The sequence below is a fragment of the Streptomyces sp. NPDC055189 genome, assembly GCF_053606765.1.
Genome location: NZ_JBSGSG010000114.1, coordinates 14,075 through 27,034 on the forward strand (window position 1 = coordinate 14,075; position 12,960 = coordinate 27,034).

A 12,960-nucleotide genomic window follows, 5' to 3' on the forward strand; every position below is an offset into this window, starting at 1 on the left:
GATGTCGAGGACCTGTTGACGCTGTACGGCGTCACCGACGAGGCCGAGTTCCGCCGGTGGACGCCCGAAGAGGTCGTCGCCCGGCAGCTCCTGCCGTACCGGAGCGTCCGCGTCCTGAAGGAGCGCTGCTACCGCCGCGAGGTGCACCACCACCGCGACGGCGGCCGCATCACCTTCACCGCCGAGGACCTGCGCCGCCAGAACGAGCGGCACGCGGTCAAGCCGTTCGCGCGGACCGCCTGAACCCCTGAACGCGCCGAAGGGCCGCTCACAGCTTCCCGGCCCGAGCGACCCCACGACCGGCGCCCCTACACAGCAGAGAAAGCAGAGGTCACCGTGACCGCAATCATCCCAGACCACCCCCTGCCGCGTCGAAGCGAGTCCGGCATGGCCACCCGCAGCGTGAACGCCGCCGCCGGCGTCATCCTCGCCCTCGACTCCGCCCGCCTCCTCAACTCGCCCCAGCAGGCCGCCGAGCACGAGCAGCTGCGGAACGACATCACCGGCGCCTGCCTTGCTCGGTGGGAGGAAGAGCAGGACAACGCGCGGCTGCGGTTGGCGCTCGCGTCGGCACAGCGCGGCCGCCAGGAGCTGCGGGCCCGCGTCGCCGAGCTGGAAGAGCTGCTCGTCGCCAAGGACCGGCCCGTCGACGAAGACCCGATCGCCCACGCGCTCACCGACAAGGCCACGGCCCTCGAGGAGAACGTCGAGCCGCAGGTGCGGCGCCTGCGCGCCCTCCTCGCCGGACAGCGCGAGGACGCCGCCGCCGAGGCCGACGGCATCACCCGCCGCATCGCCCCCACGCAGGCCCTGCGCGAAGAGACGAGGGCCGCCCAGTGATCGCGCTCCCCGTCACCCTTGCCGCGCTCGCCCTGTACGTCCTCGGCTCGATCGCCGTGGTTCGGGGGTGCGAGCGATGAGCGCCCTCGACGACATCCGCCGCGCCCTGTCCGACGCCTACGGCACCGGTGTTGCGCTGCACGACCTGACCGCAGACGACCTGATCCGCTCGGCCGTGGCCGAGTTCGAGATGGACGCGGAGGCGTACCCCGGCGAGCTGGCCATGTACCGGCAGCTCGTCCGCACCCTCCGCACCGTGGTTCGCGTCGACGACGCGGACATGGACGAGGTCCGGCGCTTGCTGCACCACCACGCGAGCGACGACGACGTGGCCCGCGAGGAAGCGAAAGGGCTCACCGAGCGGCAGGCCCGACTCCTCGACGCCATCCGCACCCACGGCGGCGCCTGGAACACCCACCGCGTCCTCAGCCTCTACGCGCTGACCGACCCCGGCGTAGTGCAGCGCGGCACCGCCCGCCACGACCTCACCGCCCTGCAGCGAGCCGGACACCTCGTGCTGGTCGACGACCCCGACAACCGCCACTACGCCCTCAACACCCGTGGGGGCGGCGCCCGGTGAACGTCGAACGCGGCAGCGACCACCTGCACACCGCCAAGGCAGACACCACCCGCGAGGAGCGCGCCGCCGCATCCCGCGCGGTCCTCAAGGCCGCCCGCGACCGCGGCGACCTCCGGCTCCTCCTCGACGCCCTCGGCCTCAACAACCAGACCAGCAAGGAAGCCTCATGAAGTGCAACGAGCCATACCCGCAGGGCTCCTACGAGGAGTGCCGCCTGGACCTCGGGCACACCGGCGACCACGAGTACTTCGACAAGAAGTGGTCGCGGCCCGAGCCGGCCGACCCCGACCCGGCCGTTGAGGCGCTGCTCGACCAAGCCGCCCGCGAGGCCCGCGTGTGGGGAGTCGGGGAGCGGAAGTTCCCGGTCGTCATCGAGCGGACGCTGACCTACGTCCTCTGGGTCGACGCCGACTGCGAGGACAACGCCCTGCTGAACGCGGCCGACGACTCGTGGGAGACCGACCTCAGCAAGGAGACGCCGACCAACGGCTCCGACGAGGTACGCAGGCTCGACGAGTTCGAACGGCAAGACGCCTTCGAGAGCGAGATGGGCCGCGAGTTCGGCCCGCAGATTCAGTGCCCGGGCTGCCGCCGCCTGTCCTTCCGTCGCGAGTGGTTCCACGACCCGTACCGCAAGTGTCACGGCCCGATCGCCTGGCGCCAGCCCTTCAAGTCAGTCCTCCCCTGGCGCGAGCACAACGCCACCCCGGTGTACGGCGGCGCCCGGACGGCGGTGGTGGCGTAACCATGGCCAGCACCAGCGGCAGCGACGAGGTCGGCGAGATGCTCGCCGAGCGCATCGCCGGCCTCATCGTCGACACCGCCCACAACGCCCCCCGGTCGCTCCAGAAGCGGCTCGGGCCCAGCGAGGTCGGCGACCCGTGCGAGCGGCGCCTGACGTACAAGCTGCTCGACTGGCCGCGCGCGGCCGCCGCGAGCGACCCGGCCGCGAGCATCATCGGCACCGGATTCCACACCTGGATGGAAGAAGCCTTCGAGCGGCGCCAGACAGCGCTCCCGGACGGCCGGCCCCGCTACAAGATCGAAGAGCGGGTCACCGTCCACGCCTCCCCGATCGAGGCCGCCGTCATCGCGGGCAGCACCGACCTGTTCGACCGCGCCACCGGCACCGTCTGGGACTGGAAGCTCGTCGGCCACAGCACGCAGGACGACTACCGGCGCAAAGGGCCCGGCCCTCAGTACCGCATCCAGGCCCACCTGTACGGGCTCGGCCAGGAGAACGCGGGCGAGACCGTGAACCGGGTCGCGATCTGCTTCGTCGCCCGCTACCACGAACTCCGCGTCCACGTCTGGACCGAGCCGTACAACCGGCAGGTCGCCCTCGACGGGCTCGCCCGCCTCGACCACATCAAGCAGCGCATCGCCAGCTCGGAAGCCGCTCTCAGCGACTACGGCCCCGACTGGTGGTCCCAGATCCCCACCGACGAACTGGCGAAGTGCCGGTTCTGCGAGTGGTTCAAGCCCGGCAGCACCGACCCCAGCGTCGGCTGCCCCGGCATCCAGCAGTCGGCCGCGCCGCGGCACGGCTTCGAATCCCTCATCGCATAAGCGAAGGAGCATCAGCATGGACGCGAACAGCTTCCTCATGGGCGGCGGCGGAGCACCCACCGCCAAGTTCCCCACCCCCGGCACCACCGTCGGCGGCCGCATCACCGAACAGCCCAAGGTCGAACAGCAGCGGGACATCCAGACCGGCGAGAAGAAGTTCTGGAACAACGGCGACCCGATGATGCAGCTCGTCGTCACCGTCCAGACCGACCAGCGCGACCACGCCCTGGAGGACGACGACGGCAAGCGCCGCATCTTCGTCAAGGGCCAGATGAAGAACGCCGTCGCCGACGCCGTCCGCGCCGCCGGCGCCCGCGGCCTCGAGGTCGGCGGCACCCTCGCCGTCACCTACACCCACGACGGCGAGCAGAAGCAGCGCGGCTTCTCCGCACCGAAGCAGTACACGGCGCGCTACATCCCCGCCGCCCAGTCCGAGCTGAACGCCCCGGCCGCCCAGGCCGCGCCCGCGCAGTACGCCGCCCCGGCCGCCGCCCCGCAGTACCAGGCCCCGCCGCCCGCGGTCCCGGCTGGCGTGAACGCCGTCACCGGCGAGATCGGCCCCGGCTACGCCGCCCCGCAGCAGGGCAACGAGCCCCCCTTCTAAGCCCGCCCAGCCACCGCCCGCCGCCGCTGACCAGCCGCGACGGCGGGCGGCCCAACCAGCAGAAGGAGATCGGCCGTGACCGATCAGCCATACACCGACGACGACCTGCGGGTCGAAGCCGCAGCCCAGCACGCCACGCTCACCGAGGACCCCGAGTTCATGTGCGTCGGCGAGCAGATGGACGACGACATCGTCGCCTCCACTGAGCACGAGGACGGCGGCAAGACGTGGAGCGAGCTGCTCCCGTTCGAGGCCGACAGCGGCGAGGCGTACAACACCGTCCAGCGGAAGATCCACGCCCTGATCAACGGCGCGGCCGACGTCTCGAAGTGGGCCGTCGACCTCGGCGCCGACGGCCTCGAGCCCGAGGACCACACGCTCACCGTCGACGGCGACGACACGCCCCTCGTCCGCCTGCACTGCGCCTTCAGCCCCGACATCGACGACCGGGCCCGCATTGCCTTCATGACCCGCCTGGCCAGCGTCATGGCCAACGCCCTCTGATCCGCCTGCCTATCAGCCCGTGAGGAACACCGCATGCAGACCGCACCGCCCATCGGCAGCGAGACCGCCCGCCACGTCCTGTGGCACTACGGCCGCCCCGGCGGCTTCCGGCCCGGCCGCTTCACCGAGCTGCTCATGCAGACCATCGACGCCGCCGACCTCCAGCACACCGCCCGCCTCCGCGCCGCCTACCCCGAACTCGTCGACGCCATGAACCTCGCCGCCAACCAGGCCGACGGCACCGCCCACCTCACCGCCATCGCCAACGACACCGCCAGCAAGGAGGCGTGACCCATGGGCATGTACCACTCCACCTACTTCGCCTACGGCGTCCACGTTCCGCTTCCGGACGGCGTCCACCCGTGGGCCGAGAACGACCGCATTGAGGCCGAACTCAAGTCGCTCAAGGACCGGTGCCCCGAGGTCGGATACCTGTCCGCAGGCAACTACGACGCCGACGAGCTGTTCCTCACCACCCAGTGCGACGAAGTCGAGCTCGGCACGTACAAGCACGTCACGCCCGAGACCGTTACGCCCGAGCAGCTCGCCGACTGGAATCACCAACTCGCCGCCGCGGTCGACGCCCTCGGTTACGGCACGCTCCCCGATCTCGCTGGGCCTGGCTGGCTCTGCGTCCCCGACCTGAGCTGACCGCCTTCCCCCGAGCCCGCCCGCCGTCCTTCCCCGCCCGCGGCGGGCGGGCCCCGCCCAACCAACCCGAGGAGCACACCCGTTGAGCACGACCACGGTCCGCGACACGCCACTCGACGGCGCCCTGTGGCTCATCCGCCACGGCTTCGCCGTCTTCCCCGTGGACCACCCGGGCCTGCTCCATTGCATCGGCATCGGCCAGGGCCACGACCCCGCCACCTGCACCCAGCGCGGCAAGCACCCCGCCGTCGCCTTCACCCGCAGCCACACCCTCGACGAACACCAGGCCCGCGCCCAGTTCGGCACCCAGCTCCGCAACGTCGGCGTCGCCGTCGGCGCCTGCACCGGCCCCGACGGCGAGCAGCTCCTCGTCATCGACTCCGACCGGCCCGGCGCCATCGAAGACGCGGCCGCCGCGCTCGGCCACCGGCACACGCCGACGATGCGCGTGCACACCGCGCAGGGCCACCACGACTACTACTGGGCGCCCGCCAGCATGAAGCTCGGCAACAGCCTCGGCACGCTCAAGGGCCGCTTCGACGGCGACGTCCGCGCCGGCAACGCCTACGTCATCGGCCCCGGCTCCGTCCACGCCACCGGCGTCGTCTACGAATTGGAAGACGCCGACCGGCCGCCGGTTGCCGCGCCCACCTGGCTCCTCACCGCCCTCACCACCAAGCCCGCACCCGCCCCGGTCGCGGCCGGCCCCGCCCCGGCGCTGCAGCTGCCGCCCGCGCAGCTCGACGCCTACACCCGCCGCGCCGTCCAGGACGAGTGCGACGCCATCGCCCGCGCCGCCGACGGCGACCAGAACAACCAGATCAACACCAGCGCCTTCAACATCGGCACCCTCGTCGGCGCCGGAGCCCTCACCGAGGCCGAGGCCCGGCAGGCGCTGCTTGCCGCGGCCCGCGCGGGCGGCCATCCCGACGATCGTGCCATGCCCACCATCAACTCGGGGCTCACCGCTGGCATGGCCCACCCGCGCACCCCCTGGCCGCCCGCCGCGCGCGACCGCAACGCCTTCGCCGGACTCCTCCCCCCGCAGTCCGCCCCCGCCCCGCAGACGGCCACCAGCGGCTGGACCGAGCCCACCGAGGAGCCCGCCCCCACCCCAGTGCCGATGCCCGCCCGCGAATGGGACGACCTCGGCAACGCCGAACGCGTCATCGACCGCCACGGCAGCGAAATCCGATGGCTCGCCGACATCGAACGCTGGGCCTACTACGACAAAGGCCGCTGGAACCTCAAGGCCGCCAACACCGGCGTGTGGACCCGCGTCGTCGACACCATCAACCAGCTCGAGGACGAAGCCCCCAACTACAGCGACGAGCCCGTCACCGACGACAAGGGCAAGGAAACCGCCAGCCAGCACGAACAGTTCCTCGCCTGGGCCCGCAAGCAGCGCATGCGGCCCAAGCTCGCCGCCGCCCGCGAAGTCCTCCAGGCCTACCCCGCCGTCCACACCACCATGGACGCCTTCGACAAGCCCGAGATGCTCCTCAACGTCGCCAACGGCATCGTCGACCTCACCACCGGCGACCTCCGCGCCCACGACCGCGGCCTCTACCTCATGCAGCAGTCCCCGATCTGCTACGACCCGAACGCCACCTGCCCCATGTGGGACAAGTTCCTCGACGGCGTCATGCCCGACCTCGAGCGCCGCGCCTACCTCGCCCGCGTCGTCGGCTACAGCGTCACCGCCTGCACCGGCGAGCAGGTCATGTTCATCCACCACGGCGAGGGCCAGAACGGCAAAGGCGTATTCATGCGCGTCGTCATGGGCCTCCTCGGCGAGTACGCCCAGGCCGTGCCCGCCTCCACCCTGATGGCCAAGCACGGCGACGGCGGCATCCCCAACGACATCGCCCGCATGGTCGGCAAACGGCTCCTGTCGACGTCCGAGACCGGCCGCAACGCGGAAGGCCGCGGCAAGCCCCTCGACGAGGAACTCGTCAAGCGGCTCACCGGCGAAGACCCCGTGTCCGCCCGGTTCCTGAACGCCGAGTTCTTCGAGTTCAAGCCCGTCGGGAAGATCCACCTGGCGACCAACCACCTGCCCGACGTGTCCGGCAGCCACAGCATGGCCCGCCGCCTCCAGGACATCGGCTGGGACGTCATCGTCCCGCCGGCCAAGCGGATCCAGGGCCTCGCCGAGAAGATCCTCGCCCGCGAAGCGGCAGGCGTCCTCAACTGGGCCATCCGCGGCTGCCTCGACTGGCAGAAGCAAGGCCTGGCCGTCCCCGAGTCCGTCACCGCCAAGACCCGCGAGCACATCGCCCAGTCCAACCCGCTCGCCACATGGCTGGAAGAGGAGACCGACGACGTCGCCGACGCCGTCACCGAGAACGGCCATCTGTACGGCAGCTACAAGACGTGGGCCGAGAAGGCCGGGATCCGGCACCCCATGTCGATGAAGGCGTTCACCGTCCGCCTGCAGGAGCAGGGCTACGCCCAGTCCAAGGACTCCAGGACCCGCCGCGCCGTGACGCTCGGTCTCGCCATGGCCTTGCTCGGAGGTGCCCGATGACCGGCCGTGCGAAGGGGTCTGCGAAGGGGTGCGAAGGGGTTGCGAAGGGGTTTGCGAAGGGGTCTGCGAAGGCTTTGACCTGCAAGTCGAAGGGGTCGAAGGGGTTTTTCTACGCCCACGCACATAAGGAGAAGGAAAACCAGCAGTGCCTCTATGCAAGGGGAGCAGCGCAAAACCCCTTCGACCCCTTCGCACCGCAGGTCAACCCCTTCGCGCACCCCTTCGCACATGCCTTCGCAACCCCTTCGCACCCCTTCGGCGGCGCCTGATGGCCAGCCTGCCCGCGCACCTCGTCGCCGCCCGCGCTGAGGCCTCCGCCCAACGCCCCCGGCACCAGCCGTGCCCCCGCTGCCAAGCGGACACGATCGTCGCCCGCACCGCGGACCGCGTCGCCGCCGTCGACGTCCGCGCCGACCCGCACCCCGTCGACCCGGCCACTGCGCCGGCCGGACGGCTCCTGTGGTGCCTCGTCCAGCACAAGCACCTCCCGGCGCGCATCCGCTGGCGCGACCGCTGGCACGCCACCGCCTGCACCCATCAAGTCCTCGCCGACCACGAATGCCGACCCCGACCCGTCCAGGAGACCCTGCTGTGAGCCAGTCCTTCACCATCGAACTTCCCGCCGGGCTGCCGCTGCTGAACGCGAACCGGCGCACCCACCACCACGTCCGCGCCGAGCGCACCCGCACGATCCGCGCGGCTGCCATCGAGGCCGTGGCCGGGCACCGCCCGCTGGTGGAGGCGCTCGCCGCGGCCAAACCCAACGCGCTGTTCGAGCGGGCCCGCATCGTCGGCTACTACCGCCCGGCCCGCGCCGGCCGCGCCGACCCCGCGAACTGGTACCCCTCGTTCAAGGCCGCCGTCGACGGCCTGGTCGACGCCGGGCTCCTGGACGACGACGACCACACCCGCCTCGTCGGCCCGGACATGCGCCTGGGCAGCAAGACTGCGGGCGGGCAACTCGTCCTCGTCATCAGCGACGCCACCGGCTGGACGGACATCAGGGAATGCCAGACGCCCGCCTACGCCGAGGGGCCGTGCCACTGCACGCACTGCGACCCCAGGTCGCGCGGTCTGGTCGCCGAGGACGGTGCCGCGTGAGCGAGCAGCCCACCCTCGTGTCCGGCATCCCGGCCGGCCTCACCGTCCGCGGCCTGGACCGCGACGACACCCCGGTCGCGGACTGGCTGTGCGGCTGCGGCCACCACCAGCGCGCCACCGGCCGTCGCGACGTTCTCGCCCTGACCGCCCGCGTCACCGTCGGCCACTGCCCCCACGGAGCCGCCGCGTGATCCCCGACGCCGTGCGCGCCGTCATCGCCTCCGTCATGCAAGAACACCCCGCAGCCAGCCCCGACCTGTTGTCCCGCCTCGTCGTCGCCGAACTCAAGGCGCTCGGCTGGCACATCACCGCCGGCCGCCCCGCCACCGCCTCAAGGAGCAACTGATGTCCAGCGCCGAACTCTTCGCCGACGCCATCGACACCGCAGTTGCGCTCGGCTGGGCTCTCCTCGCCTGGGTCGCCGTCTTCGCCGCGGCCGGCACCCTCGCCCTCCTCGGCACGATTGCCGTCCTCACGGCCGCCGCACGCGCCCTGTGGCGGCGCACTGTCCGCCCGTCCTGGGCGCGCAGCAGGCGCGCAGCCGCTCACGACTACCGGGAAGCCGCGTGATCGCCTACGCGCTCGCGTTCGGCCTCGTCGCAGGCCCGTTCATCAGCGCCGCCCTGCTTGGCCTCCACCGGGCAGGGCGCGCGATCCGCCGCCACACCCGAAAGAGGCACCCGTGACCTACCTCCTCGCCGCCCTCTTGGCCCTTGCCGCCGGCTGGTGCTGGGGCCACCGAACGGCCCGCATCCGGTACGTGCCCGTCGGCGCCGCCGCCCGCGACGACGACGCCGCGTTCATCGCCAACGAGCGCGCCCGCTTCGACGCGATCGTGGCCGGCCTGGACATCCCCGACGACCCGCGGAGCGCACGATGACCGAGCCCACCGACCCGCTGAACCTTCTCCGCGTCCTCGCCGACCGAGCCGCCCGCGGCGTCCTCAGCGAGGCCGAGGGCGTGGCACTGCGCCGCCGTGTCGAGCAGATCATCAACGGCCGCGCCACGTGGAAGGCCAAGGCCGAGGAGATCGAACGTGATCGCGACCGGATCGCCGCCGAGCTGGCTGCTGAGCGGCGCCGGACCGGGCAACGACGCGCGGCGACCCAGCAGGCGGAGGCCGCCATCGAGCGCGTGCGGCAGATGACCGACGCGTGGGAGCAGCGGCTGCCGGACACGATCCGCACCGCTACCGCTGTCGAGGCGATTCGGACCGCCCTCCCGGAGCCGAAGGAGCAGAGCACCCCGTGAACGACTGCGGACTGTGCGAGCGGCAGCTGGAGCACGGCTACCTGTGCGACGGCTGCACTCGCGCCACCACCCAGCGCCTGGAGCGCATGCCGCGGCTCTGGGCCGCGCTGGAGGCGTTCCTCGCCCCCGGCAGCAGCGGCAGCCCCCAGTACGGGCGCACCCGGCCTTGCGAGGCGCCGCTGCCCGCTCGCGAGGACGTGCTCAGCCTCCGCGCGGCCGGCGGTATCGCCGGAGTCCTCGAGGACTGGCGGGCCGCCATGCAAGCCGACCGCGGCTGGGGCACCCCCGCCGTCCCCGCCGACATTGGCCGCCGCGTCACCGTGGCCGCCCGCGCCCTCACCATCAACATGGACTGGATCGCGAGCAGCTGGCCGTTGGCCGGGGAGATGGCGGTCGAGGTGCGCGGCCTGGAGGGCGACGTGCTTACGATCGTCGACCCGGAGGACCCGGAGGAGCGCAAGCGCCAGCACGGCACACGCATTGGACTGTGTGTCGCCGCCTTCCCCGACGGCCAGGTGTGCGGGGCCGTCCTGCGCTCCTACCCCGGGGAGGCGACGCTGACGTGCCGCTGGTGCGGCACCGAGTACCAGCCGAAGGATTACTTGCTGCTGAAGCAGCTCCAGCCGAGCGAGGCCGCGTGAGCAGTACGCAATGGGGGGTTGCGCATAACGGGGGATGCGATACCCTTGGGGAGGTGAAGACGCCCCCATGGCGGGACCGGATCCGCACGGAGGACGAGTTGCTGGAACAGCTCGAAGCCCAAGCGGAACAGGCCCGCAGACGACGAGCGGAAGCCCTGAAGGAAGGGGCTGGCGAACTCGGCAGCGTCTACGCCCTGGCGAAACAGCTGAACCTCAGCTGGACCGCCGTAGCGAAGGCGATCAAGAAGTACACAACCGAATAGACAGCGAGGGCCGGACAGCAGCTCTCCACGGTGCTGGAACACCGAGGAGGCGCGCGCGCCGCCCGACCCTCTACCGAACATCCTGATCAGAGCAGGAGTCGGCATGCCCGATCATTTCGCGCGCCCCGTCGGGGCCGCAAGTTCCCCCACGCCCCGGCGGCTGGTCGCCGGAGGCTTCATCCGTCGCACGGCCGCCAACGCCCGCCTCGCCGAACTGCACCGGCTGTGCCGCGCCGACTACGAGAGCAACGCCGCCCGCCGCGTCCAGAACCACCGCGACGACGCGTTCCTCATCGCACGGGGCACCGAGCGAGGTGGTGCGCGATGAGCACCAAGCCCACCCCCGACGAGGTGCGCGACCTGCGCGCGCTCCTCACCGCCGTCCTCGACGCGATCACCCTCCCGTGCGACGCCCCCGGCTACGAGGCCCGCCTCGTCGAGCGTGCCGGCTGGGCTCTCACCGTGCGCAAGGCCCTCGACGAGGACCCCGCAGACCTCGGCTGGAACGTCGACTACCTCCGCCAAAAGCTCGCCCAGGAGGAGACCAAGGCGGCCAAGCGCCACGCCGAGCGAGGTGGCGCGCGATGAGCACTCCGATCGACGACGCCACCCGCGCCACCGTGCGCCAGCTCGCCGACAAGGGCATGAGCCACCGCGCCATCGGGCGCCAGCTCGGCATCCACCACAGCACCGTGGCGCGCGCCCTCCGCGCCACGGACGAGCCGGACGCGCCAGCCGCCGAGCCGGGCACCGAGCCGGACGAGCCGCGCCACGAGCCACAGGACGCGCCACCCCACGAGCCGGACGAGCCGGACGCCGCGCCACCCCCGCCGACCAGCGGCGCACCCCGCGCGCCACGGCTCATCCACGACCTGCCCGCGTGGCTCGTCCAGGACCTGAACATCCTCGTTGACCCGTTCACGGGCCGCCTGCCCGAGCCGGTGGCGCGCGCCATCCACACCGCCGCTGAGCAGCGGCGCGCCACCTGGCGCGCCAACGCCGTACGGCGCGCGAGCCACCCGAGCCACGACACCGCCACGGCGCAGTAGGCGGCGCGCCATGTGGCTCGCCGCGCTCGCCGCGTTCTTCGTCCTCGCCACCGGTGGCGCCCTCGTCGGCCTCGCCCTCGTCGACCGGCGCACCATCCCGCCCATTACCGGGACGTGCGCGCTCATCCTCACCCTCGTCGCGCTCGCCGTGACCGTCCTCCACTGAAGGACCCCGCTGTGCCGTACATGGCCATCAACCTCGGCGGCGTCGCCCTCGGCGTCGGCATCATCATCCTGTTCGTCATGCGCTGGGTCATGCGCGAGAAGCGCAGGCTCGGAGCCCTGATCCCCTTCGTCCTGTCCGTGCTGTACGGGATGCTCGCCGCCCTCGCAGCGCTCGGCTCCGTCTCCGCCCTCGGCGGTGTCACCTGGGTCGCCCTGTGGGCGGGCAACGTGGCCGGCTACGCCGCGCTGGTGTGGGGGATCGGCGGCAACGCCCCGGACGTCACCCGCGCGAATCAGCTGGTCCTCACCGACGGCGGGTACGTCGTCGTCTTCCTGATCACGCTCGTCCTTCTCGGCCTACTCAAGTGGGGCCCCCGCCAGGCCAACGCGAAGATCGTCCTCGGCTGCCTTGCCGGAGTCCTGATCGCCCTGTCCGGCAACGTCGCCGGGGTGGCCGCGATCCCGCTGGGGTCGAGCGCCAACCTCCTCGGCAGCGGCTTCACCGGGGTGTTCGGATGAGCACCACGGACACCGAGCAGCCGCTCGTCGAGGCCGAGGCCGGCGGGATGAGCGAGCGCACCGCCCGCCTGGTCCTCGTCGCAGTCCTGCTGCTCGCCATGTGGGGAGTGGTCGCCGCCGTCCCCGAGACCGCCTACGTCGTCGTCGGCGTACTGCTGTGCCTCGCCTGGCAGCGCGCCACCCGGTGGTTCGCCCGCCGCCGCCAGGACGACGAGGACGAGCCCGCGGCCGAGGAAGCCCCGGACGTCGCCGCCGCGCTGCGGACGCTGTCCGGCGACGGCCGGCACGTCCTCCTCACCGAGCTGCAGAAGGCGGTCGGCGCGCCCGACACGAAGGCCGTGCGCACCCTGCTGAAGGCCGCCGGCATCCGCGTCAGGTCGGGCGTGCGCACACCCGCAGGGAACGGGCCGGGCATCCACCAGGACGACATACCGGCCCCCTCCCCGGCCGAGAGCGACGCCCACTCAGACGCGTGTTGTTGCAGGTCAGGCAACAACACCAACGCCAACAACGCGCCCGAGGACCCCTCTCAGAAGGGGTTGCGTGTAGAGCCCATCGGCCTTGCGGGAGCCGTCGTACGCGACCCCGCAGACGCCGCCCGCCGCCGGTACGACGGGACGCCCGCCGTCCTGAAGATCTCCTTCCCGCACCCCGGCAACGTCCACGAGCCGGACGCCTTCACGGTGTGGGCGG

The 12,960-nt window shown here is 72.0% G+C and carries 26 protein-coding genes; all 26 read left to right on the forward strand.

Annotation, left to right across the window (positions count from 1 at the left end):
• Positions 1-243: hypothetical protein (locus ACWFR3_RS42445; RefSeq protein WP_453740057.1), on the forward strand; the 243-nt coding region annotated here is incomplete at its 5' end.
• A 144-nt stretch (positions 244-387) separates the two neighbouring features.
• Positions 388-840, forward strand: a complete 453-nt coding sequence (locus ACWFR3_RS42450) for a hypothetical protein (protein ID WP_375852361.1) — start codon at positions 388-390, stop codon at positions 838-840.
• Between the two features lie 76 nt (positions 841-916).
• Entirely contained in the window at positions 917-1,420 is a 504-nt protein-coding gene (locus ACWFR3_RS42455; RefSeq protein WP_375852360.1) for a hypothetical protein, read from the forward strand.
• Entirely contained in the window at positions 1,417-1,590 is a 174-nt protein-coding gene (locus tag ACWFR3_RS42460; protein ID WP_376041029.1) for a hypothetical protein, read from the forward strand. Before ACWFR3_RS42455 ends, ACWFR3_RS42460 begins: the two co-directional genes overlap by 4 nt.
• Positions 1,587-2,165 (forward strand): hypothetical protein, encoded by a 579-nt coding sequence (locus ACWFR3_RS42465; RefSeq protein WP_376041026.1) that lies wholly within the window; start codon positions 1,587-1,589, stop codon positions 2,163-2,165. The genes ACWFR3_RS42460 and ACWFR3_RS42465 overlap by 4 nt, the downstream gene beginning before the upstream one ends.
• A 2-nt stretch (positions 2,166-2,167) precedes the next feature.
• Positions 2,168-2,989: a hypothetical protein gene (locus ACWFR3_RS42470; RefSeq protein WP_376041024.1), complete on the forward strand. Its 822-nt coding sequence runs from the start codon at positions 2,168-2,170 to the stop codon at positions 2,987-2,989.
• A gap of 16 nt (positions 2,990-3,005) precedes the next feature.
• A complete protein-coding gene (locus tag ACWFR3_RS42475) occupies positions 3,006-3,593 on the forward strand; it encodes a hypothetical protein (RefSeq protein WP_365438121.1) in 588 nt (195 codons plus the stop codon).
• Positions 3,594-3,668: 75 nt separating this feature from the next.
• Positions 3,669-4,097 (forward strand): hypothetical protein, encoded by a 429-nt coding sequence (locus ACWFR3_RS42480; protein WP_375852345.1) that lies wholly within the window; start codon positions 3,669-3,671, stop codon positions 4,095-4,097.
• 33 nt (positions 4,098-4,130) lie between these two features.
• Positions 4,131-4,388: a hypothetical protein gene (locus ACWFR3_RS42485; protein ID WP_375852346.1), complete on the forward strand. Its 258-nt coding sequence runs from the start codon at positions 4,131-4,133 to the stop codon at positions 4,386-4,388.
• A 3-nt stretch (positions 4,389-4,391) separates the two neighbouring features.
• Complete coding sequence (locus ACWFR3_RS42490) at positions 4,392-4,748, forward strand: hypothetical protein (protein WP_375852347.1); 357 nt, start codon at positions 4,392-4,394, stop codon at positions 4,746-4,748.
• Positions 4,749-4,830: 82 nt separating this feature from the next.
• Positions 4,831-7,278 (forward strand): phage/plasmid primase, P4 family, encoded by a 2,448-nt coding sequence (locus ACWFR3_RS42495; protein ID WP_376125421.1) that lies wholly within the window; start codon positions 4,831-4,833, stop codon positions 7,276-7,278.
• Positions 7,279-7,546: 268 nt separating this feature from the next.
• Complete coding sequence (locus tag ACWFR3_RS42500) at positions 7,547-7,873, forward strand: hypothetical protein (protein ID WP_375852313.1); 327 nt, start codon at positions 7,547-7,549, stop codon at positions 7,871-7,873.
• Positions 7,870-8,379, forward strand: coding sequence for a hypothetical protein (locus ACWFR3_RS42505; RefSeq protein WP_375852314.1), 510 nt, complete (start codon positions 7,870-7,872; stop codon positions 8,377-8,379). Before ACWFR3_RS42500 ends, ACWFR3_RS42505 begins: the two co-directional genes overlap by 4 nt.
• Positions 8,376-8,570: a hypothetical protein gene (locus ACWFR3_RS42510; protein WP_375852315.1), complete on the forward strand. Its 195-nt coding sequence runs from the start codon at positions 8,376-8,378 to the stop codon at positions 8,568-8,570. The genes ACWFR3_RS42505 and ACWFR3_RS42510 overlap by 4 nt, the downstream gene beginning before the upstream one ends.
• Positions 8,567-8,725, forward strand: coding sequence for a hypothetical protein (locus tag ACWFR3_RS42515; RefSeq protein ID WP_375852316.1), 159 nt, complete (start codon positions 8,567-8,569; stop codon positions 8,723-8,725). The genes ACWFR3_RS42510 and ACWFR3_RS42515 overlap by 4 nt, the downstream gene beginning before the upstream one ends.
• Positions 8,725-8,949 (forward strand): hypothetical protein, encoded by a 225-nt coding sequence (locus ACWFR3_RS42520; protein ID WP_375852317.1) that lies wholly within the window; start codon positions 8,725-8,727, stop codon positions 8,947-8,949. The genes ACWFR3_RS42515 and ACWFR3_RS42520 overlap by 1 nt, the downstream gene beginning before the upstream one ends.
• 112 nt (positions 8,950-9,061) lie before the next feature.
• Positions 9,062-9,259 carry a hypothetical protein gene (locus tag ACWFR3_RS42525; RefSeq protein WP_375852318.1) on the forward strand — a complete coding sequence of 66 codons (198 nt, stop codon included), beginning with the start codon at positions 9,062-9,064 and terminating at the stop codon, positions 9,257-9,259.
• Complete coding sequence (locus ACWFR3_RS42530) at positions 9,256-9,630, forward strand: hypothetical protein (protein WP_375852319.1); 375 nt, start codon at positions 9,256-9,258, stop codon at positions 9,628-9,630. Before ACWFR3_RS42525 ends, ACWFR3_RS42530 begins: the two co-directional genes overlap by 4 nt.
• Complete coding sequence (locus ACWFR3_RS42535; RefSeq protein WP_376041134.1) at positions 9,627-10,271, forward strand: hypothetical protein; 645 nt, start codon at positions 9,627-9,629, stop codon at positions 10,269-10,271. Before ACWFR3_RS42530 ends, ACWFR3_RS42535 begins: the two co-directional genes overlap by 4 nt.
• 53 nt (positions 10,272-10,324) lie before the next feature.
• Positions 10,325-10,534, forward strand: coding sequence for a hypothetical protein (locus ACWFR3_RS42540; RefSeq protein ID WP_376041136.1), 210 nt, complete (start codon positions 10,325-10,327; stop codon positions 10,532-10,534).
• 103 nt (positions 10,535-10,637) lie between these two features.
• Entirely contained in the window at positions 10,638-10,862 is a 225-nt protein-coding gene (locus ACWFR3_RS42545; protein WP_375852322.1) for a hypothetical protein, read from the forward strand.
• Positions 10,859-11,122 carry a hypothetical protein gene (locus ACWFR3_RS42550; protein ID WP_375852323.1) on the forward strand — a complete coding sequence of 88 codons (264 nt, stop codon included), beginning with the start codon at positions 10,859-10,861 and terminating at the stop codon, positions 11,120-11,122. Before ACWFR3_RS42545 ends, ACWFR3_RS42550 begins: the two co-directional genes overlap by 4 nt.
• Positions 11,119-11,583: a helix-turn-helix domain-containing protein gene (locus tag ACWFR3_RS42555; protein ID WP_376041138.1), complete on the forward strand. Its 465-nt coding sequence runs from the start codon at positions 11,119-11,121 to the stop codon at positions 11,581-11,583. The genes ACWFR3_RS42550 and ACWFR3_RS42555 overlap by 4 nt, the downstream gene beginning before the upstream one ends.
• A gap of 10 nt (positions 11,584-11,593) precedes the next feature.
• On the forward strand, positions 11,594-11,749 hold the full coding sequence (locus tag ACWFR3_RS42560; RefSeq protein WP_365437379.1) for a hypothetical protein: 156 nt from the start codon (positions 11,594-11,596) through the stop codon (positions 11,747-11,749).
• 11 nt (positions 11,750-11,760) lie between these two features.
• The gene (locus tag ACWFR3_RS42565; protein ID WP_365437376.1) at positions 11,761-12,267 is read left to right on the forward strand and encodes a hypothetical protein; all 507 of its coding nucleotides are present in this window, start codon (positions 11,761-11,763) and stop codon (positions 12,265-12,267) included.
• The coding region (locus ACWFR3_RS42570; protein ID WP_453740058.1) for a hypothetical protein at positions 12,264-12,960 on the forward strand (697 nt) is incomplete at its 3' end. The genes ACWFR3_RS42565 and ACWFR3_RS42570, both read left to right, overlap by 4 nt.